23 protein-coding genes are annotated in these 20,214 nt (G+C 71.7%); 8 read left to right on the top strand and 15 right to left on the bottom strand.

Translation table 11 applies throughout. From position 1 onward, the window contains the following. Positions 1 to 31: 31 nt before the first annotated feature. On the bottom strand, positions 32 to 760 hold the full coding sequence (locus tag F4559_RS10905) for a hypothetical protein (protein ID WP_184668098.1): 729 nt from the start codon (positions 758 to 760) through the stop codon (positions 32 to 34). 256 nt (positions 761 to 1,016) lie between these two features. Next, entirely contained in the window at positions 1,017 to 1,694 is a 678-nt protein-coding gene (locus F4559_RS10900) for a MerR family transcriptional regulator (protein ID WP_184668096.1), read from the bottom strand. A 93-nt stretch (positions 1,695 to 1,787) separates the two neighbouring features. On the opposite strand from F4559_RS10900, the gene F4559_RS10895 reads away from it, so the two are divergent. Continuing rightward, positions 1,788 to 2,693, top strand: coding sequence for an ABC transporter ATP-binding protein (locus tag F4559_RS10895; RefSeq protein ID WP_184668094.1), 906 nt, complete (start codon positions 1,788 to 1,790; stop codon positions 2,691 to 2,693). Further along, positions 2,690 to 3,520: an ABC transporter permease gene (locus F4559_RS10890; RefSeq protein WP_184668092.1), complete on the top strand. Its 831-nt coding sequence runs from the start codon at positions 2,690 to 2,692 to the stop codon at positions 3,518 to 3,520. The genes F4559_RS10895 and F4559_RS10890 overlap by 4 nt, the downstream gene beginning before the upstream one ends. Positions 3,521 to 3,556: 36 nt before the next feature. On the opposite strand, the gene F4559_RS10885 is transcribed toward F4559_RS10890, so the two are convergent. Beyond that, a complete protein-coding gene (locus F4559_RS10885; protein WP_184668090.1) occupies positions 3,557 to 4,273 on the bottom strand; it encodes a hypothetical protein in 717 nt (238 codons plus the stop codon). Positions 4,274 to 4,363: 90 nt separating this feature from the next. Between F4559_RS10885 and F4559_RS10880 the strand changes: the two genes are divergently transcribed. Continuing rightward, positions 4,364 to 4,987, top strand: a complete 624-nt coding sequence (locus F4559_RS10880; RefSeq protein ID WP_184668089.1) for an L-threonylcarbamoyladenylate synthase — start codon at positions 4,364 to 4,366, stop codon at positions 4,985 to 4,987. A 6-nt stretch (positions 4,988 to 4,993) separates the two neighbouring features. Here the strand turns inward: F4559_RS10880 and F4559_RS10875 are convergent, their stop codons facing one another. The 3 genes from F4559_RS10875 to F4559_RS10865 form a co-directional block, all read right to left on the bottom strand. After that, on the bottom strand, positions 4,994 to 5,809 hold the full coding sequence (locus F4559_RS10875; RefSeq protein WP_184668088.1) for a hypothetical protein: 816 nt from the start codon (positions 5,807 to 5,809) through the stop codon (positions 4,994 to 4,996). Between the two features lie 151 nt (positions 5,810 to 5,960). Next, positions 5,961 to 6,770, bottom strand: a complete 810-nt coding sequence (locus tag F4559_RS10870; protein ID WP_184668087.1) for a hypothetical protein — start codon at positions 6,768 to 6,770, stop codon at positions 5,961 to 5,963. A 119-nt stretch (positions 6,771 to 6,889) separates the two neighbouring features. Continuing rightward, positions 6,890 to 8,449 carry a chitinase gene (locus F4559_RS10865; protein ID WP_184668086.1) on the bottom strand — a complete coding sequence of 520 codons (1,560 nt, stop codon included), beginning with the start codon at positions 8,447 to 8,449 and terminating at the stop codon, positions 6,890 to 6,892. Between the two features lie 172 nt (positions 8,450 to 8,621). Here F4559_RS10865 and F4559_RS10860 point away from each other — a divergent pair, with 172 nt between their 5' ends. Beyond that, on the top strand, positions 8,622 to 10,241 hold the full coding sequence (locus F4559_RS10860; protein WP_184668085.1) for a tannase/feruloyl esterase family alpha/beta hydrolase: 1,620 nt from the start codon (positions 8,622 to 8,624) through the stop codon (positions 10,239 to 10,241). A 39-nt stretch (positions 10,242 to 10,280) separates the two neighbouring features. On the opposite strand, the gene F4559_RS10855 is transcribed toward F4559_RS10860, so the two are convergent. Together F4559_RS10855 and ppk2 are read right to left on the bottom strand one after the other, a co-directional pair. Beyond that, entirely contained in the window at positions 10,281 to 10,796 is a 516-nt protein-coding gene (locus F4559_RS10855; RefSeq protein WP_184668084.1) for a hypothetical protein, read from the bottom strand. 47 nt (positions 10,797 to 10,843) lie between these two features. Continuing rightward, on the bottom strand, positions 10,844 to 11,815 hold the full coding sequence (gene ppk2 / locus F4559_RS10850; protein ID WP_312865578.1) for a polyphosphate kinase 2: 972 nt from the start codon (positions 11,813 to 11,815) through the stop codon (positions 10,844 to 10,846). Positions 11,816 to 11,855: 40 nt separating this feature from the next. Between ppk2 and F4559_RS10845 the strand changes: the two genes are divergently transcribed. The 3 genes from F4559_RS10845 to F4559_RS10835 are packed head-to-tail and all read left to right on the top strand — an operon-like array spanning position 11,856 to position 14,187. Further along, on the top strand, positions 11,856 to 12,200 hold the full coding sequence (locus F4559_RS10845; protein ID WP_184668080.1) for a PH domain-containing protein: 345 nt from the start codon (positions 11,856 to 11,858) through the stop codon (positions 12,198 to 12,200). 21 nt (positions 12,201 to 12,221) lie between these two features. Next, a complete protein-coding gene (locus F4559_RS10840) occupies positions 12,222 to 13,094 on the top strand; it encodes an NAD-dependent protein deacetylase (RefSeq protein WP_184668079.1) in 873 nt (290 codons plus the stop codon). 55 nt (positions 13,095 to 13,149) lie between these two features. Then, positions 13,150 to 14,187, top strand: a complete 1,038-nt coding sequence (locus F4559_RS10835; protein ID WP_184668077.1) for a GDSL-type esterase/lipase family protein — start codon at positions 13,150 to 13,152, stop codon at positions 14,185 to 14,187. Here the strand turns inward: F4559_RS10835 and F4559_RS10830 are convergent. The 6 genes from F4559_RS10830 to F4559_RS10805 are packed head-to-tail and all read right to left on the bottom strand — an operon-like array spanning position 14,151 to position 18,920. Next, positions 14,151 to 14,756: a histone deacetylase gene (locus tag F4559_RS10830; protein ID WP_312865577.1), complete on the bottom strand. Its 606-nt coding sequence runs from the start codon at positions 14,754 to 14,756 to the stop codon at positions 14,151 to 14,153. The genes F4559_RS10835 and F4559_RS10830 overlap by 37 nt on opposite strands. Beyond that, entirely contained in the window at positions 14,726 to 14,965 is a 240-nt protein-coding gene (locus F4559_RS10825; protein ID WP_184668075.1) for a hypothetical protein, read from the bottom strand. Before F4559_RS10825 ends, F4559_RS10830 begins: the two co-directional genes overlap by 31 nt. 33 nt (positions 14,966 to 14,998) lie before the next feature. Next, positions 14,999 to 15,574, bottom strand: a complete 576-nt coding sequence (locus F4559_RS10820) for a GNAT family N-acetyltransferase (RefSeq protein ID WP_312865576.1) — start codon at positions 15,572 to 15,574, stop codon at positions 14,999 to 15,001. A gap of 10 nt (positions 15,575 to 15,584) precedes the next feature. Next, complete coding sequence (locus F4559_RS10815; protein ID WP_184668072.1) at positions 15,585 to 16,841, bottom strand: dihydrolipoamide acetyltransferase family protein; 1,257 nt, start codon at positions 16,839 to 16,841, stop codon at positions 15,585 to 15,587. After that, entirely contained in the window at positions 16,834 to 17,826 is a 993-nt protein-coding gene (locus F4559_RS10810) for an alpha-ketoacid dehydrogenase subunit beta (RefSeq protein ID WP_184668071.1), read from the bottom strand. Before F4559_RS10810 ends, F4559_RS10815 begins: the two co-directional genes overlap by 8 nt. Beyond that, complete coding sequence (locus F4559_RS10805; protein WP_184668070.1) at positions 17,823 to 18,920, bottom strand: thiamine pyrophosphate-dependent dehydrogenase E1 component subunit alpha; 1,098 nt, start codon at positions 18,918 to 18,920, stop codon at positions 17,823 to 17,825. Before F4559_RS10805 ends, F4559_RS10810 begins: the two co-directional genes overlap by 4 nt. A 113-nt stretch (positions 18,921 to 19,033) precedes the next feature. On the opposite strand from F4559_RS10805, the gene F4559_RS10800 reads away from it, so the two are divergent. Next, positions 19,034 to 19,504, top strand: coding sequence for an Lrp/AsnC family transcriptional regulator (locus tag F4559_RS10800; RefSeq protein WP_184668069.1), 471 nt, complete (start codon positions 19,034 to 19,036; stop codon positions 19,502 to 19,504). Here the strand turns inward: F4559_RS10800 and F4559_RS10795 are convergent. Beyond that, positions 19,486 to 20,076: a CAP domain-containing protein gene (locus F4559_RS10795; RefSeq protein WP_312865575.1), complete on the bottom strand. Its 591-nt coding sequence runs from the start codon at positions 20,074 to 20,076 to the stop codon at positions 19,486 to 19,488. The genes F4559_RS10800 and F4559_RS10795 overlap by 19 nt on opposite strands. Positions 20,077 to 20,214 lie beyond the last annotated feature (138 nt).

Genomic DNA, 20,214 nt, shown 5'->3' with positions numbered 1-20,214 from the left:
CCGGCTCCCGGTCGGGGCGAACGTTCGAGGATCAGCCGCCGAGGCCGCCGGTCAGGCCACCCAGGATGCCGGTCAGGTTGCCCAGGCCACCGCCGCCCAGCAGCGAGGTCAGGCCACCCAGACCGCCGGCCGCGCCCAGCAGGCCGCTCAGCGGGCTGCCACCGCCACCGGTCAGGCCACCCAGCAGACCGGTGACCGCGCTCAGCGGGCTACCACCGCCGGTCAGGCCGCCCAACAGGCCGGTGACCGCGCTGAGCGGGTTGCCGCCACCGGTGACGCCGCCGAGCAGGCTGCCCAGGATCGGCAGGTTGCTCAGGGGCAGGCCGCCCAACAGGCTGCTCACCAGGTTGGACACGGTGGACAGCAGGCCCTGCAACACGTTGGTCAAGGAGCCCAGGTCCGGGACGCCGCTGCCGACGCCCGGCAGGCTGGGCAGGGACGGCAGACCGGGAAGTGCCGGCAGGATGCGTTGGAGTTCGGCGCCGAGACTGTCGGCCTTGACCGCGTCGGCGTAGTTCGGTTCCAGTTCGTCGAGCGCGAGACGCAAATCGCCCACCGCGGTGTTCGCGGCGTCGTAGTCACCGATGTAGACACCGGTCAGCGCCAGGGAGGACAGCTCGTCCAGGCGGTTGACCTGGGCGGCGACGCGGTCCTGGTTGGCGGCGGTCGTCGAGGTCTCGGCCTGGGCGAGGCCCGCGCCGGCCAGCGTGATCACGCCACCGGCGACGGCAACTGCGAGGCAACGGGCGAACTTGTTCATTCTCTCTCCTAGTCGACGCATGTCCGAAGGGGTCGGACGTCGGAGCCCCAATGCTGTCGGGAGCGCCCGACCCCTACATCCCATCCACGTTGGAGTGTTCGGCGGAAAGTCATGTTTGGCGGTGACCCCTACCTGCCCGGGTGAGGAATTCCCGCCGCGATTTCCCGCGTATCACGCGCGCTCCGTCGTGTCGTCGACCGACACGACCGCGCGGGACGCTGACCACCGCACTTTCGTGCCAATGTCGCGGCGAAGATCACCCACGCACGCAGGCGTGCAGGAGAACCGCCGCGTCGAGCATGGCCCGGGACCTGTCCGCGACCTCGGACCGACGTGCGGTCACCGCCGCGCGCAACGCCTCACGCCCACCCGCCGCCCGGAACCGGTCCATGATCGGCGCGATGTCGGACAGCCCGTGCCGACTCCGCCGCAGCACGAGGACCAGGCGGGCGTCGCGGACGTCGGCGGCACTGTAGCGGCGGTGCCCGTCCCGATCACGGGCGGGGTGCAGCAGCCCGGCCGTCTCCCACACCCGCAACGCCGACGGCCGCACGCCCAGCCGCGCGGCCAGGTCGCCGACGCGCAGCCCGCCGCGCGGCACGCTTTCGGCCACCTCCACGAAGGACTCCAGCGCCTCGGCCGTGCGGTCGAGGTCGAGGCGCTGGACGTGCAGGTCCGCGTGGGCCGCGTCGAGCAGGGCGAGCCCTCGCGACAGGTCGTCGTCGTGCACGGCGTGCATGACCGCACGGGCGGTGTCCCAGCCGCAAGCACGGCCGAGCGCGCGGAACGCCAGGAGCGCGGCGAGGTGGTGCTCGCCGAACCGGCGGTGCCCCGACGGCGTCCGCTCCGCCGGCGGCAGGACGCCCTCCGCGAGGTGGTTGCGGACCTGCTGCGCGGAGATGCCCGCCGCGCGCGCGAGGTCGACCGGCCGCATCGCCTTCACCTCCGATTTGAGGTTTTCGATGACGTCTCCTGGCAGTTTCCGGTGTCAAGCTCAATAAGGTACTTCAACGATACAGTTCAAGGAATGAAATCTGGCGACAGGGTCGTCGACGTCCGCGGGCTGCGGATGCGCTACGGGAGCAGGGACGTGCTGGACGGGGTCGACCTGGCGGTCGACGCCGGCGAGGTGGTCGCCCTGCTCGGTCCCAACGGCGCGGGCAAGACGACGACGATCGAGATCCTCGAGGGGTTCCGCACGCGTTCGGCCGGTGAGGTGCGCGTGCTGGGCGTGGACCCGGACCACGGCGACGAGACATGGCGGGCGGCGCTGGGCGTGGTGCTCCAGTCCTGGCGCGACCACGGCCGGTGGCGGGTGCGGCAGTTGCTCGACTACCAACGCTCCTTCTACCCGCCCTACCGCGACCGGCTGCCCGGCACCGACGAGGTGCTCGGGCTGGTCGGCCTGACCGGGCAGGCGGACGCGCGGATCGCCACGCTGTCGGGCGGGCAGCGGCGGCGACTGGACGTGGCCGTCGGCCTCGTCGGCCTGCCCGACCTGCTGTTCCTCGACGAGCCGACCGCCGGCTTCGACCCGGCCGCGCGCCAGGAGTTCCACGACCTGGTCACCCGGCTGTCCGGGGTGGACGGCATGGCGGTGCTCCTGACCACGCACGACCTCGCCGAGGCGGAACGGCTGGCCGACCGCATCCTGGTCCTCGCGGGCGGACGGATCACGGCCGAGGGCACGGCGGCGGGCCTGGCGGCGGAGGCGTCGGCCCAGACCGAGGTCCGCTACCTCCTGGACGGCACCTCGCACGTGGTGTCGGTGGCCGACGCGACGGAGTACGTGCACCGGTTGTTCCTCGACCACGGCCTGGCCGTCCGCGACCTGGAGGTCCGGCGGCCCCGGCTGGAGGACGTGTACCTGGACCTGGTCCGCCGCTGGGAAGGCGGCGCGGCGGCCCGCGGCGAATCGGAGGTGGGCGTGTGAACGGGCGGACGACGGCGGTGCGCGCGGGTGTCCGGCGGGGCCGGATCGAGTTCGGGCACGGGGTGACCAACGTGCCCGAACTGATCGGCTGGCTGTGGCTGCCGGTGCTCGCCCTGGTGGTGCTGTCGTTCCTGGACGGCGACTCGGGCATCCCGGTCGGCTCGCGGGCCGTGCCCGGGGTGCTGGGGATGAACGTGCTGTTCACGGCCGTGCTCGGGTTGGCCGTGGCACTGGTGACCGACCGCGAGGACGGCACCCTGCTGCGGGCCAGGGCGACGCCGAACGGCGTGCTCGGCTACCTGGTCGGTCGGGTGGCGGCCAAGGCCCTGATGACCCTGCTGACGCTGGTCCTGGTGCTCGTGCCGGGGGTGCTCCTGTTCGACGGGGTCGCGATCGAGCGGCCGGTGACCCTGGTGTGGGTGGTGGTGCTCGGGCTGGTGGCGACGTTGCCGCTCGGCGCCGCGCTGGGCGCGCTGTTCGCGAACCCGCAGAGCCTGGGCTTCATCACGATGCTGCTGTTCCTGCTGATGGCGGTGTCGGGGGTGTTCCAGCCGCTGACGTCGCTGCCGGGCTGGCTCCAGGTGGTCGGTCAGGCGTTCCCGATCTACTGGCTGGGGCTGGGCATGCGCTCGGCACTGGTGCCGGACGCGTGGGTGGTGGCCGAGGTCGGTGGTTCGTGGCGGCCGTGGGAGACCGTGCTGGCGTTGGGGCTGTGGACGGTGCTCGGGTTCGCCCTGGCCCTGCCGGCGTTGCGCCGGGCCGCACGCCGCGAGTCCGGATCGCGGGTGGCGGCCCGCCGGCAGAAGGCGTTGAACCGGGGCATGTGAGGCTGCGGGGGTGTGCCGGTCCTCGACCGGCACACCTCAGCTCTCCAAGGGCCGCTTCAACCCCGGCAGGCGGTCCACGCCGTACAACCCACCGATGACCGTGTCGACATACTCGTCCAGGGACTGGTTCCGCTCCCGGGCCTGGGCCTCCACGATGCCGTCCGCCTGGACGATCAGGGACATCAGGTCGAAGCGCCACGTGACGCCTTCGACGACGAAGTGCAGGGTCAGCCCGCCGGGCTCGCCCCGGAACAGGAACTGGGCGGTCGCGCGGTCGCCGTCCAAGCCGACGTCGGTCAGCTCGATGGCAGCCAAGTCGTAGATGCCGGTCAACTCCTTCTCGACCGCGACCTCGACGACGGAGTGCGATGTGATCGTGTGCAACCGCTCGGCGTCGAACTCGGCGCGCAAGGCGTACGCGATCATCGTGAAGGTCGGCCCGGCGGCCCGCAGTTCGCCCGCGTGGGCGGTCAGGGCGAGCGGGATGGCCCGGCCGTAATATCCCGCCGTACTCCAGGACACCCGGCCCGCCGCACCCTCGCCGTCCTTGGCCAACGCGGCCCGCTTGTAGTCGTCGAACGTCGCGCGCACCGCCTTCTCCCGATCCGCGAGGTTCGACGCCTCGACAACCGCGGAAGTCGTCGTGGCGGTCGTGGGCAGGGCGGCCGGGATGGGCTTGCCCGCCACGGTGCCGCATCCGCCGAGCGCGAGGACGGCGCACCCGACCAGGAGCAGGTCACGAGATCTCTTCACGTCCGGAGAGTAGCCGCGCGCGCCGGACCGAGGCCCGGACTTCGCGCACCCAGATCGGCACCCGTGATCGGGGCCGCCTAGGCTCCCGGCATGGCCAGGTATGTCGACGTGCACCCGGAGAACCCCCAGCGGCGGGCGATCGACCAGGTCGTCGACCTGATCAAGGCGGACGGGCTCGTCGCGTACCCGACGGACTCCTGCTACGCGCTGGGCTGCCGCCTGGACAACAAGGACGGCCTGGAGCGCATCCGGCAGATCCGGAAGTTGGACGACCGGCACCACTTCACGTTGATGTGCCGCGACTTCGCCCAACTCGGCCAGTTCGTGCACGTGGACAACGCCGTGTTCCGCGCGGTCAAGGCGGCCACGCCCGGCGCGTACACGTTCATCCTGCCCGCGACCCGCGAGGTGCCCCGCCGCTTGTCGCACCCCAAGAAGAAGACGGTGGGCGCGCGGATCACCGAGCACCCCGTCGCGCAGGCCATCCTGGAAGGGCTCGGCGAGCCGCTCCTGTCCACGACGCTGCTGCTGCCCGACCACGCCGAACCGCTGGTGCAGGGCTGGGAGATCAAGGAGCTGCTCGACAACATGGTCGACGCGGTACTGGACTCCGGCGAGTGCGGCACCGAGCCGACCACGGTCGTCGACTTCTCCTCGGGCGAAGCGGAGATCGTCCGGGTCGGCGCGGGCGACCCGTCCCGGTTCGAGCGGTGACGGCACTCAGTCGGGCATCCCGGCCAGGAACGTGACCAGGCCGACCAGGACGAAGCCCGACACCAGCGCGGACAGGAACGCGACCGCGGTGTGTTTGGTCCGCGTCCCAACGCGGCCGTCGCTGCCGCCGCTCGCGTACCACTGCCAGACGGGCATGACCAGGAGGGGCACCAACCCGGGTGCCAAGGGCACGACCAGGATCCACCACAGGCGGGTGCCCATCGTCGCGCCGCCGGCCAGGACCAGCACGAGCACGACACCCGCGCCGACGACCGCCGTGTACCAGCCCCGTTTCGGGTGGGGCAGGTGTGGCCGGCCCGACGCGAGGAACGCGAGGACCGCGGCGATCAGGGCCAGGGCGACGGTGACGACGAGGACGGCCAGGGGCCAGTAGCGGTCGACGACGTCGTGCCACCACGGGAAGTCCGAGCGGAGTCCGGCCGTCTCGGCTTCGGGCAGGACCGGGCCGTCGAGGCGCAGCCACGGCGAGCCCAGGTTGTACTCGCCCGCCTTGTCGCAGGACAGCTGGCGACCGTCGAACCAGGCCCGGCAGACCCCGCCCAGCGGTGCGGGATCGGTGCGGACGGTGAGCCGGCGGCCGGCCACGTCGATCGGGCAGTGCAGCATCCCGGCGTCGTCGGGCGCGCACGTGAGGTCGAGGTGGCTCACGGAGAAGCCGGGGGTGTCGATCCGGTAGACGGCTCCGGTCACGGCGCCCGGCGCGAGGAACGCGAGCAGGGCGAAGACGACGAGTGCGGTCAGCAGGACGAGCGACGGGACGAACCTGAGGAATCCGTCGCGCAGGCGCAACGCGGTGGCCACGGCCCACCTCCTTCGCCCACGGCATCGGCGCCGGTACGCACGGTGTTAGCCCCCTGACGAAGACCATCCACAGTGGACACCAATGGGCGCGGACCGAACGGCGGTGGCGGTGTTGCGCCGAATCGCGGAAGGCCCGGTCCCGGCCGGCGGTTCAGTCCGGGAAGCCGGCGAGCGACCCGATGAGGCCGAGCAGGATCACGCTCGACACCAGGGTCGCCAGGAAGGCGACCGCGGTGTGCTCGGTCCGCGTCCACCCGCCGCCGCCCGCGTGCCACTGCCAGATCGGCATGACCACCAGTGGCGCGGTGATCGGTGCCACCGGCCCGGCCAGGGCGTCCGCCACCCCCGCGTCCCGGAACACCGCGCCCGCCACCAGGAGCAGGCCGAGGACGACCCCGCCGTTGACCAGCGCGTACCACGCCTGGTGCGGGTGGGGCGGGTGCGGCCGGCCCGACGCGAGGAACGCCAGGACGGACGCGGTCACGGCGAGCAGCAGCGCGACGCCGAGGACCACCAACAGCCCGTAGCTGTCCATGAGCGCCTGCCACCACGGGAACGACGCCCGCGCGGCGGCGGTGTCGACGTCGGAGAGGGTCGGCCCGTCCAGCAGCACCCACGGCCGGATCGGCCCGTAGTGGCCCGCCTTCATGCAGGACAGGACACGGCCGTCGAACCGGGCCGAGCACGTCCCGCCCAGGGGTTCGAGGTCGGACCTGACGGAAAGCTCCCGCCCGGCCACGTCCACGACGCAGCGCCGGTGGTCGGCGTCCTCGGCGACGCACACCAGGTCACGGTGGCTCACGGAGAACCCCGGCGTGTCGACCCGGTACAGGGAATCGGTCACCTGGCGGGGCCCGACCGGGATCAGCAGCAGGAGGAGCACGAGGGCGGTCAGCGGGACAAGCAGCGGGATGCGCAGGAGGCTTCCGGAGCCGAGGCGCAGCGCGGTGGTCACCTCCACGGCATCGACCCTCGGGCACCCCGCGTTATCACCGTCCACAGTGGATACCCGAACGGGCGCGGGCCGAACGTGCGACAGGCCCGCACCCTCGGGAGGGTGCGGGCCTGTCGGCGTGGCGATCAGGAGCGCGGCAGGTACGCGCGGTGGTTCTTGGAGAACTCGAAGTTGTTGTACTTGTCCCAGTTGATCGACCACGTCATGAGGCCGCGCAGGTCCGGGTAGGTGCTCTTCGGCTTGTAGGAACCGCAGCGGCTCGCCTTGGTGATGCAGTCCCACGCGGTGTGCACGTCGGCCACCGAGGTGAACCCGTTGCCCGCGTTGATGCTCGCGGGCAGGCCGATCGCGACCTGGTCGGGACGCAGGCCGGCGAAGAACTTCGTCGCGTCGCCGCGCACCGGGAAGCCCTGGAGCACCATGTCGGCCATGCTGACGTGGAAGTCCGCGCCGCCCATCGTGTGGTACTGGTTGTCCAGGCCCATGATCGGGCCCGAGTTGTAGTGCTGGACGTGCAGCAGCGTCAGGTCGTCACGCAGGGCGTGGATGACCGGCAGGTAAGCCCCGGCACGCGGGTCCGCGCCGCCGTTGCCCGCGTAGAACTGGTAGCCGACCTGGACGAAGAACGTCTCCGGCGCCATCGTGAGCACGAACTTGCTGCCGTACTTGGCCTTCAGCGCCCGCAGCGCGGCGATCGTGTTGACGATGACCGGCGTGGTCGGGTTGCGGAAGTCGGTGTCGTTGGCGTTGAGCGACAGCGAGTGGCCCTCGAAGTCGACGTCCAGGCCGTCCAGGCCGTAGCGGTCGATGATCGCGCCGACCGAGCGGACGAACGCGTCACGGGCGCCCGTCGTGGTGAGCTGCACCTGGCCGTTCTGACCGCCGATGGAGATCAGGACCTTCTTGCCCTTGGCCTGCTTCTCCTTGATGGCCGCGACGAACTCGGCCTCGGACTCGACGTTCGGGCACTCGGCCACCGGGCACTGGGCGAAGCGCAGGTCGCCGGAGGTGACGGAGGTGGGCTCGGCGAACGACAGGTTGATGATGTCCCAGTCGTCCGAGACGTCCTTCATCCGGATGTAGCCGGAGCCGTTGGCGAAGCTGGCGTGCAGGTAGCCGACCAGGGCGCGCTTGGGCAGCGGGTTGTTCGGGTTCGTCGACGTCGTCGTGGTGGTGGTCGTGCTGGTGGTGGTGGTCGTCGTCGTAGTGGTCGTGGACGACGAGGTCGGCATGGTGGTGGACGTCGGCGGCGTCGTGGTGGTCGTCGTCGTCGTGGTGATCGTCGGGGTGCCCGAACAGGAGGCGCCGTTGAGCTTGCAGCCGGTCGGGTCGGCGGTGCCGGTGGCGTTGAAGCCGAACGTGACCACCGCGCCCGGCGCGATCGTGCCGTTGTAGTTGCGGTTGGTGAACGTGCTGTGCCCGCTCGACGAGGTGAGCAGGGCGTCCCAGTACGCGCCGACCGTGGTGCCCGACGGCAGGTCGAACTCCAGCTTCCACGACGAGATCGCGGTGCTGGTCTCGTTCTTGATCGTGTACTGCGCGGTGTACCCGGACGACCAGCTGGACGTCTTGGCGAACGTGGCGGTGACCGACGCGGCATAAGCGGGCGCGAAGCCGACCACCACCGCTCCGAGCACCAGCACGGCGACGGCCGCGGCCTTCGCCGCGATGTTTCTGCGAGACATGCGTCCCCTCCCAGCGGTGGCGGCCTCCAGGTGGGAAAATTGGACTAGACCATGTGACCGGTGTCAAGCCCGTCGGCCGGTTTCCGCCACGGATCGGTTCCGCTGCCCCCACCGCGGATCATGACCATCCAATACGCTGAGGGCACATCGACATCTCATGGGGGGCATTTCGATGAGGCGACTCCTGCTCTGCTTATCCGTGCTCGCGCTCCTGGTCGGCGGCACGGTCACCGCGACGGCCGAACCGTCGGACACCGGCCGGCCCGTCGTGGACTGCGGCTCTCTCGTCCGCGACTACGACCTCCCGGGCACCCGCGCGCACGTCACCTCCGCGACGCCGGTCACCGACGGCATCGCGCACTGCGACGTCCGGGGCCACGTCGACGACAAGGTCCGCTTCCAGCTCCGCCTGCCGACCGCCGGCTACTCGGGCCGCTACGTGCAGTACGGCTGCGGCGGCCTGTGCGGCGAGCTGTACGCGCCGGAGTTCCCCGAGCGGTGCGGCCCCCGACCCGGGGACGCCGCCGTGGCGAGCACCGACGACGGCCACGTCGGCACCGGCGCCACGCCGTTCTTCGACGCCACCTGGGCCGCGAACGACCAGAAGGCCCGCGACGACTGGCAGTTCCGCGCACCGCATGTCACGTCGCTGGCGTCGAAGGCCGTGATCAAGGCGTTCTACGGCGCCGGCCCGCGTCAGTCCTACTTCACCGGGTGCTCCAACGGCGGCCAGGAAGCGCTCCTGCTCGCCCAGCGCTACCCGCACGACTTCGACGGCATCGTCTCGGCCGCGCCGGGCGCCTACTTCGGCGCCCTCGTCCTCTACGAAGCGTGGCTCACCCGCGTGAACACCGACGCGGCGGGCGGTTCCGTGCTCACCGCGCCGAAGCTGCCCGTGCTGCACGAAGCCGTGCTGGCCCGCTGCGACGGGATCGACGGCCTGGTCGACCGCCAGCTCGACGACCCGCGCCGCTGCGACTTCGACCCCGGCACGCTGCGCTGCGCGACCGGCGACGCGCCGACGTGCCTCACCGATGCCCAGGTCGACACGGCCCGCAAGCTCTACGCCGGGCCGACCGACGCGGCCGGCGTGCGGCTCTACCCGGGCAACGAGGCGTACGGGTCGGAACTGGCCTGGTACGGCTGGATCGTGCCCGCACCCGAGTACGGCGAGGCGTTCGCCCGGACGCTGGCGGACAACTACCTGCGGTACGCGGGCTACCCGATCGGGACGCCGCACTCGTCGGTCGACGCCGTGCCGTTCACGCAGGCCGAACTGCGCCGGATCGGCGTGGAGGGCGCACGGGGCAACGCGATGAGCCTGGACCTGTCGGAGTTCCGCCGCTCGGGCGGCAAGCTCGTGCTCTGGCACGGGTGGAACGACCAGGCGATCCCGGCGGACAGCACGCTCGACTACTACGAGCGGCTGACCAGGACCAGTGGCGGCCCGGCGGCCACGCGGCGGTGGGCACGCCTGTTCGCCGTGCCCGCGATGTACCACTGCTTCGGCGGCACGACGCTCACCGAGTTCGACCCGCTGAAGGAACTCTTCTCGTGGGTGGAACAGGATCGCGCGCCCGAACGCGTCGTCGCGACCGGTCGTGACGGGGACGGGAACGTGGTCCGCACGCGCCCGGTGTTCCCGTACCCGCTGACCGCCCGCTACGACGGGTCGGGCAGCACGGACGAGGCGGCGAACTTCGTGCCCGCGCTCCCGGCCAAGCGACCGAAGGACGCCATCGACTGGGCGGGCACCTACCTGCACCACGTCCCGGGCCCGGTCGCGCCGTGACCGGTGGTGGGGCGGGAATTCCCCGCCCCACCACCGGTGTCACGACGTGACGCCGAACTCGTCGGCCAACACCCGGGCGTGCTCCTCGGTCGCCAGCAGGTAGACCGGGTCGTCGTAGTCGTCCGCCAGGCCGAGCCCGCGGAAGCGGCGCCCGTCCGGCGGGTCGAACAGCGACACGAACTCGTAGATCGCCAACTGGTCGAGGTGCCGGGTGGAGTGGTGCTCGGTGTGCCACTCCTTGCGCACGCCGTCGATCGTGAACGCGATCGACCTCAGGTCGTCGGCGAGCCGCACGTCCGCGACCTCGACCGCACCGCCGGTCAGTCCGACCACTTCGGACAGTACGTCCGCATAGGTCCGCTCGAGGTCGTCGGTGTCGCCGACCGGTACCTGGACCGCGAGGCCCAGTTCGATCAGGATCTCGTGGTAGGTGCGGAGCGGGTCGTCCTCCTCGTCGAGTTCCCAGTCGGCGAACTCCGCCGCCGCTTCGGGCGCGGCCAGGCCCAATGACACGATCCGTTCCGCGAACTCGCGCGGAGTGCTCGGATTCCCCATGATCGGGATCATGGCAGCGCACCGCGCGTCGTGTCCGGGGAACGCCGTCAGTGCTCGCCTTCCTCCAGCAGCGTCGCGGCCGGACCGATCACACGCGGGTCGGGCGCGCCGACCACCTCGTGGTCCTTGTCCGCGTAGTCGAATCGGGCCAGGACGCTGCGCATCGCCTCGACGCGGGCCCGCTTCTTGTCGTTGCTCTTCACCACGGTCCACGGCGCCGAGGTGGTGTCGGTCTCCCGGAACATGGCGACCTTGGCCCGGGTGTAGGCGGTCCAGCGGTCCAACGACTCCAGGTCGTTGGGGCTGAGCTTCCACTGCCGCACCGGGTCGACCTGGCGGATCAGGAACCGGGTGCGCTGCTCGGCCTGGGAGACCGAGAACCACAGCTTCACCAGCGTGATGCCGTCGTCGACGAGCATCTGCTCGAAGCGCGGCGCCTGGTGCATGAACCGGTGGTACTGCTCGTCGGTGCAGTAGCCCATCACGCGCTCGACACCGGCCCGGTTGTACCAGGACCGGTCGAACAGCACGATCTCGCCGGCGGTGGGCAGGTGGTCGACGTAGCGCTGGAAGTACCACTCCCCCTGCTCGCGCTCGGTCGGCTTGCCCAGCGCGACGACCCGCGCGCCGCGCGGGTTGAGGTGCTCGGTGAACCGCTTGATCGTGCCGCCCTTGCCCGCCGCGTCCCGGCCCTCGAACACCACGACCATCCGGCCGCCGTTGTCCTTGATCCAGTACTGGAGCTTGAGCAGTTCGATCTGGAGCAGGCGCTTGAGGAGGTCGTACTCCTCGCGCGACATCCGCTCCTGGTACGGGTAGTTCTCGCGCCACGTGTCGATCGACGACCCGTCGGCGCGGCGCAGGACGGGGTCCTCGGCGTCGTCGTAGTCCACGACGAGCGTGTCGTCGGACAGTTCCGGGAACAGGGCGGCGAGGTCGGGCGCGTGGTCGAGCACCAGCCAGTGGTACCCCACCGGGCCGAACGGCGGTCGACGTGTCGGCCACGGAACGCTGAACACGAGGGTTCCTCCCGGTAAGGTGGAATACGGGAGGTGGACCATGACCGACACCGACTACCGCGACGGCTCGGTCCTGTGCCGGGACGACGCCCTCGTGATCCGCCGCTACTACTTTCCGACGCTGACGGCCAAGCGCGTGCCGTACGACCGCGTCGTGCGCGTCCTGCGCTATCCGCTCACGGCCCGCACCGGCCGGTTGCGGCTGTGGGGCACGGCCAACCCGACCCGCTGGTTCAACCTCGACGGCGGCCGGTCCGGCCGGACCACCGCGTACGTCGTGGACACCGGGCGCACGGTCAAGCCGGTCGTCACGCCCGACGACCCGCGGGCGTTCGAGCGGGCCCTGGCCGCGCACGGCGTGGAAATCACCGACCGCCGGCGTTGAGCCGCGGTTACGCTCGCCGACGTGCGCACCAAGCCGACGCTGACCTGGACGCCGACCGGCCCGCCCCGGCCCCGCACCACCAGCCTGGACGAGGTGGTCGGGGTCGTCGGCGCGGGCAACGTGCTCGTGCTCAGCGGCGCGGGGTTGTCCACCGAGTCGGGCATCCCCGACTACCGGGGCGCCACGGGCAGCCTGCGCACCCACACGCCCATGACCTACCAGGACTTCGTCGCCGACGCGGACAACCGTCGACGGTACTGGGCCCGCAGCCACGTCGGCTGGCGCCTGCTCGCGGGCGCCACGCCCAACGCCGGGCACCACGCCGTGACCGCACTGCACGACCGGGGCCTGCTGACCGGCGTGATCACGCAGAACGTGGACGGCCTGCACCGCGCGGCCGGCACGCCGGACGTGGTCGAGCTGCACGGCGGCATCGACCGGGTCGTGTGCCTGGACTGCCGCGTGGTCACCGGCCGGCTCGACCTGGACCGGCGGCTGCGCGACCTCAACGGGGAGTTCTCCGCCGACGCGTCCCGGGTGAACCCGGACGGCGACGTGGAGCTGCCCGACGACGTGGTGCGCGGGTTCCGGGTCGCGGCGTGCGCGGACTGCGGCGGCGTGCTCAAGCCCGACGTGGTGTTCTTCGGCGAGAACGTGCCCAAGGACCGGGTGGACCGCTGCTACGCGCTCGTGGGCGCGGCCGACGCGCTGCTCGTGCTCGGCTCGTCGCTGACCGTCCGGTCCGGGCTGCGGTTCGTCGAGCGGGCGGCCCGGACCGGCCGGACCGTGGTGATCGTCAACCGGGGCGAGACGCGCGGCGACGCCCACGCGTCCGTGCTCGTGGACCTCCCGCTGGGCCGGGCGCTCACCGACCTGCTGACCGCGCTCGGCTGAGCATCGCAGCGCACGCGCTGCTCCGTCCGGGTGCCGGTCCGTAGAGTGATCGCCGATGCCGCGCCGACTGCTCGCCCTGGTCCTGGTGGTACCGCTGGTCGCGGTACTGCTGCTGGTCGCCGACTCGCCGTTCCCGCCGGCACCCGGACCGGGACCGGACGCGCCGACCGCGATGGTGGCGCTGGGCGACAGCACGATGTCCGGCGAGGGCGCGGGCGACTACGAAGCCGGCACGGACGGCGTCGACGGCAACTGGTGCCACCGGTCGGCGAACGCCTCGGTGTGGAAGACCCGGGCGGGCGTCGACAAGGTGTTCAACCTGGCGTGCTCGGGCGCCAACTCCGAACAGGTCGGCTTGACCGATCAAGTCCGCAACACCGAGGGCTCCCAGGCCCGCCGGCTCGCGGCGATCGCCCGTGAATACCGGGTCACGGTCGTGCTCGTGGCCGTCGGCGCGAACGACGACCCCCGGTTCTCCGACGTGCTCAACACGTGCCTCAAGGCGTGGTTCGAGCGCAAGTCCGACTGCGCCAAGTCCCTGTCGGGCGAGTGGAAGCAGCGCGTGGCCAAGATGACGCCGAAGGTCGAGCGCGCGCTGCGGGACGTGCAGCTCGTGCTGCGCAACGAGGGCTACACGCAACGCGCCTACACGCTGGTCCTCCAGTCCTACGCCTCACCGGTCGCGCCGGACCTGCCCGCCGACCTCCAGAACCTGGCCGGGTGCCCGTTGCGCGCCGGCGACCTGGAGTGGGTGAAGAACACGGCCGTCGGCCAGTTGTCCGCGTCGCTGCGCACGGCCGCGAACTCCGTGGGCGCACGCTTCCTCGACCTGTCCGGCGCGGGCGCCGGACACGAGGCGTGCGTGGGTGGCGACCGGCCGGAGACCGAGTGGTTCACCCGGCTCACGGTGGACTTCGAGGGGCTGCGCGACGACGAGCGCGCACGGCACGTGTTCCAGGAGTCCTTCCACCCCAACGCCCTGGGCCACGACCAGGTCGCCCGGTGCGTGACCGCGTTCCTGCGCACCACCGACCAGGCCGCCCGGTGCGCGGCCGGTCAGGACGGCGACCTCACCGCCGTGCCCGCGAAGTAGTCCGCGAGCCGCGCGTCGGTGAAGCCGTGCGACTCGACCAGTCCGCGCGCGATCACGCCCAGATACGCCGCCGAGGGCGGGACGTGCTCGACGTCGGCCGGCCGCCAGGGCGAGGTGAACGTCAGCAGCGGGTGCCCGTCGCGGTGCCCCAGGCACACCAGGGTCTCGTAACGCCCGGTGCCGAACTCGTGCCGCCCGACCGACAGCACGGTCGACAGGTCGAACTCCTCGCCGGGCTCGCGGTACATCTCCTGCGCGGCCACGTCGGCGAACTGGCCGGCGGTGATCAGGTAGGCGCGGGCGGCCACCGTCGAGTCGGCGTCCGGGTCGAGGAACGCCCGGCCGCCGCCCCACACCGGGGAGTGGGTGGCGAAGTAGAGCCGGCCGGGGACCGTGAGCGGCACGTCGGCGGCCGGCGGCGTGCGGTCGCGGCAGCCGGGGTAGACGTGCGTGGTGCCTTCCGGCGTGCCGCCCCGCAGGTAGCAGGCGAAGCGGGAGTAGAGCACGTTCGAGCCGTACGCGACGTACCAGACGTGACTCACCACCGACCCGCCATGCAGTCCGCGCACGCCCGCACCCGCGGATAGCGGGTCTCCAGTTCGCGGCGGGTGCCGCAGATCCGAACGTGGTCGCGCGCGATCCCGGTACGGCACACGACCCGGTGCAGCACCATCGTGGTGATGTCGAAGGAGGGTTCCGCGTCGATCACGAACTGGTTGGGGTTCGCCGCCACCCACCAGTCGTAGCCGACGTCGTTGTCCTCGCCGAACTCCAGCATGGGGTGATGATCCCCCGCCGGAGGCCGGCTTCTCTACACCCGGATTCCGTTGGCCGCCAACGGAGACGTACGCCACTCGTCCTCGAGGATGGCGTAGACGAACTCCTCGCCCCACTCGCCCTTGAAAAGCTCGCTGTGCTTGAAGTGCGCCTCGCGCCGCATGCCCAGGCGTTCCATCACGCCCCACGACGCGTCGTTGCGCGCGTCGCAACTCGCCACGATCCGGTGCAGCTTCAGCAGTCCGAAGCCGAGTTCGAGCATCGCGGCGGCGGCCTCGGTGGCGTAGCCGTGCCCGTGGTGGTCGGGGTGCACGATGTAGCCGATCTCGCCTTGGCGGTGCTCCTCGCTCAGGTACTTCAGCACGGCCTCGCCGACCGCGACGCCGTCGCGCTCGATCACCAGGCACAGGTCCTGGCCTTCCTTCTCGGGCCAGGGCACGGACATCTTGCGGGCCAGGTTGACCTTGCTCTCGTCGGGCGTGCGCGCCTCGCCGTAGAGGTAGCGGACCACGTCGGGCCGGGATTCCCAGGAGTGCAGGGCGGCTTCGTCGGCGGCGGTGAACGGCCGCAGCACCAGGCGTGCCGTCCGCACGGGGTAGTCGGGGGTCACGCCGTCCACGTTAAAGGTCGCGCAAAGCCTTTATCGGAGCCTCGACGCAGTCGGCCACGTAGCGCAGGAAGCCGCCGGCCGTGCCGCCGTCGCACACGCGGTGGTCGAAGGCGAGCGTCAACTGGGCGACCTTGCGCACCTCCAGCCGCCCGTCCACGGCCCACGGCCGGTCGATGACCCGGCCCAGGCCCAGGATCGCGGCCTCGGGGTGGTTGATGATCGCGGCCGAGCCGTCCACGCCGAACACGCCGTAGTTGTTGAGGGTGAACGTGCCGCCGGTGAGCACGGCGGGCGCGAGGGTGCCCTCCCGGGCGGACGCGGCCAGTCCGGTGATCGCCTCCGCGAGCGCGCCCGTCGTGAGCGTGTGGGCGTCGTGCACCACCGGCACGACCAGGCCACGCTCGGTCTGGGCGGCGAAGCCGAGGTGGATCCCGTCGAGGACCACGATCCCGTCGCCTTCGACACGGGAGTTCAGCTCCGGGTACCGGCGCAGGCCCAGGATCGTGAAGCGGGCCAGCAGCGCGAGCAGGGAGACGCCGGGCAGGGCGGCGCGGGCGGCGAGCAGTCCGGTGGCGTCCACGTCGACCCAGACCGTGGCCTCGGGGATCTCGCGGCGCGAGGTGGCGAGTTTCCGGGCGACCGCGCCGCGCAGGCCCGTCAACGGAATCCGTCGGCCCTTCGGGGTGGACGCGCTCTCCACGTCGGCGCGGCGGATCACCCCGCCCGGACCGGTTCCCGTGATGCGCTCCAACGGGACTCCGCGCTCGCGGGCCATCCGACGGACGATCGGCGAGATCACGCCGGGACCCTGATCCGCTCGCGCGCCCTGGGTGACACCGGTGGCGCGAGACCTGTCGACCTCCCGCGTGGCACGAGCCGTTCCGGGCCCGCCCGGCCCACCGACCGCACCCGGTTCACGGGCATCGGGCACGGCGGACCGCCGCGGCCCGCGGCGGCGCCTGGTGTCGGAAGTGCCGTACCCGATCAACACATTGCCGCTGTACTCGGAGGACTCCGGCACCTCCGCCGCGGCCGTGCCGTCGACGGTCAGCAGCACGGACCCGACCGCGAGCTTCTCCCCCGCCTCGCCGTTGCGCGCGGTCACCACGCCCGCGTACGGGCACGGCACCTCGACGACCGCCTTGGCCGTCTCCACCTCGACCACGGGCTGGTCGACCGCCACGGTGTCGCCGACCGACACCAGCCACGCGACGATCTCGCCCTCGGTCAGGCCCTCGCCCAGGTCGGGCAGGCGGAAGTCAGCCACGGCGGGCCGCCACGACCTCGTCGTCCCACTGCAACCGGCCGATGGTGTCGAGGATGCGGTCCACGCCGGGCAGGTGGAACTCCTCCAGCTTGGGCGGCGGGTACGGGATGTCGAAGCCGGTCACCCGCAGCACGGGCGCGTGCAGGTGGTGGAAGCAGCGCTCGGTGACCCGGGCGACCACCTCGGCGCCGTAGCCGCCGAACCCGGACGCCTCGTGCACCACGACCGCGCGCCCGGTCTTCACCACGGACGCGCACACGGTGTCGTCGTCGAACGGCGCCAACGACCTCAGGTCCACGACCTCCACGTCCCAGCCCTCCTCCTCGGCCGCCTCGGCGGTCTCCAAGGCGGTCGCGACCATCGGTCCGTACGCGATGAGCGTGACGTCCGCGCCGGGTCGCCGCACGACCGCGCGGTCGAACGCGAGCGACTCGTCCGTGAGCGGGCCCTTCGACCAGTAGCGGCGCTTGGGTTCGAGGAAGATCACCGGGTCCGGCGAGTCGATGGCCGCGCGCAGCAGCCGGTAGGCGTCGTCGGGCGTGCCGGGCGTGACGACGCGCAGCCCCGGCGTGTGCGTGTAGTACGCCTCGGACGAGTCGCAGTGGTGCTCGACGCCGCCGATGCCGCCGCCGTAGGGCACGCGGATCACCACGGGCAACGACACCGCGCCGCGCGTGCGGTTGCGCAGCTTGGCCAGGTGGCTGGTGATCTGCTCGAACGCCGGGTAGGCGAACGCGTCGAACTGCATCTCGACCACGGGCCGCAGCCCGTTCATGGCCATGCCGATCGCGGTGCCGACGATGCCCGACTCGGCCAGCGGGGTGTCGAACACCCGCCGGTCGCCGAACCTCGCGGCCAGGCCGTCGGTCACCCGGAACACGCCGCCGAGCGGACCGACGTCCTCGCCGAACACCAGCACGGTCGGGTCGGCGTCCAACGCGTCGGCGAGCGCCTTGTTCAGCGCCCCGGCCATGGACACGGTCATGCCGACTCCTCGCGCAGGAATTCCGCCTGGGCGCGCAGGTGCGCGGGCATGGTCGCGTAGACGTGCTCGAACAGGTCGGCCGGGTCGGGCTCGACGTCCACGTTGAGCGCGGCGCGGACGGCCGCGGCGAACGTCTCGGCCTCCCGCGCGACGTCGTCCTTCGTCCGCTCGTCGAGCAGGCCGCGTGCGGTCAGGTAGGCGGACAGCCGGTCGACGGGATCACGGGCCAGCCACGCGGCGACCTCGTCGGACGTGCGGTAGCGGGTGGCGTCGTCGGCGTTGGTGTGCGCCTCGATGCGGTACGTCAACGCCTCGATGAGCGTCGGCCCGCCGGTGCGCAGGGCATCGCGCACGACCGCGTACACGGCCGCCGCGTCGTTGCCGTCGACCAGCACCGAAGGCACGCCGTAGCCGATGCCCTTGTGCGCCAACGTCGGCGCGGCGGTCTGCTTGTCCAGCGGCACGCTGATCGCGTAGCCGTTGTTCTGCACCAGGAACACCACGGGTGCCTGCCAGACGCCCGCGAAGTTCAACGCCTCGTGCGTGTCGCCCTCGCTGGTCGCGCCGTCGCCGAGCAGCACGAGCGCGGCGGTGTCCTCGCCCTTGAGCCGGGCCGCGTGCGCGAAGCCCACGGCGTGCAGGGTGTTCGTGGCCAGCGGCGTGCACTGCGGGCCGACGCGGTGCTCGTACGGGTCGTAGCCCAGGTGCCAGCCGCCTTGCAGCAGCGTCAACGTCTGCGCCGGGTCGATGCCCCGGCTGACCAGGGCGACCGAGTCGCGGTAGGTGGGGAAGAGCCAGTCGTCGGGGCGCAACGCGAGCACCGGGGCGATCTCGCACGCCTCCTGGCCACGGGAGGACGGGTAGACCGCGAGCCGGCCCTGCCGGGTCAGCGCCGTGGCCTGGGTGTCGAACCGGCGGCCGACGACCATCCGCCGGTACAGCTCGACCAGCACGTCGTCGGCCGGCATGACCAGCGGCGAGCCCTCGACCGGGGTGCCGTCGGGGCGCAGCAGCGCCAACGGCTCCTCGGTGGGCAACAGGTGGGAAGGCGACGTCCGGGAAGGCGACGACCTGGGTGCCTGCGTACGGGTCATGGCCACCTCCGGTCCTCGGATGCCTCGGATGGTCCGCGTCACACCGGCCAAAGTTCCAGATCCCACTCATGATTCCGGACGAACGGCCTTCAATAGGGGTTATCGTCGACCACATGACGGCCCGGACTGGACATTCGGCACCGCTGGACGAGACCGACCGGCGCATCGTCGCCGAGCTGCGCGCGGACGGCCGGATCTCCATGCGGTCGTTGGCCGAGAAGCTGCACATCTCGCGCGCGAGCGCGTACTCACGCGTGGAACGGCTGCACCGCGACGGCGTCGTGACCGGCTACACGGCCGTGGTCGACCCGGAGCGGTACGGGTTCGGCATCTCGGCGTACGTGTACCTCAAGATCAGCCAGCACTCGTGGAAGGCGGTGCGGCACCGCGTGCTGGAGATCCCCGAGGTGTGGCACGCGGCGCTGGTGTCGGGCGACTACGACCTCGTGCTGCTGGTCCGCACGCCAGACGCGCACAGCCTGCGCGACCTCGTGCTGTCCCGGTTGCAGACCATGCCGGACGTGACGTCCAGCCACACCGTGCTCATCCTCGACGAGGTGGCCGGTCACCAGCCGAAGTTCTGAGTCCAGTAGATCCCGTAGGAACCGCCGCGGGCCATGCCCACGCCGATGGCCTTCAACCGGCAGTTGACGATGTTGGCCCGGTGGCCCGGCGAGTCCATCCACCCCTTGACGACCAGCTCCGGCGTCTTGTGCCCGGCCGCGATGTTCTCCGCGCCCGGCGCCGGGTAGCCCGCCGCCTTGACCCGGTCGACGAACGACCGGCCGTCCTTGGAGTGGTGCTCGAAGTAGTTCTTCGCGGCCATGTCGACGCTGTGCTCGCGGGCGGCCCTGGCCAGGCGGTCGTCGGCGACCAGCGGCGCGCAGCCGACCCGGGCGCGTTCGGCGTTGGTCAGCTCGACGACCTTCTCCTCGACCACCTCGTTCTCCGGGCGGGTCGGGACGACCGCCTCGGGCGTGGGTGCCTCGGTGGCGGCCACCGTGGGGGTGAGGATGGTCGTGGTGGTCGTGACGACGACACGCACGGTGGTCGTGGCGGTGGCGGTGAGTTCGGTCGCCCGGTCGGCCTCGGCGCACCCGGCGAGCGCGAGCCCGACCAGCACGACGGCGGGCAGTACCCGGTGGTTGCGCGGCACGCGGTCCTCATCTGCGCTCGACGGCATTTCGGGCGCGGCGACCGCGCTGCGCTTCTTCGCAGGGTAAGCGCGCTGCGGTCGCCGCACCGAACGGGGAACCGGGCGGACCGGGCAAGGGGGAGAGCGCTGCGGTCGGCC

This window comes from Saccharothrix violaceirubra, assembly GCF_014203755.1.
Classification (GTDB): Bacteria; Actinomycetota; Actinomycetes; order Mycobacteriales; family Pseudonocardiaceae; genus Actinosynnema; species Actinosynnema violaceirubrum.
The sequence above is the reverse complement of the archived record's forward strand: the minus strand, read 5'-3'. Positions and strand labels throughout refer to the sequence as shown.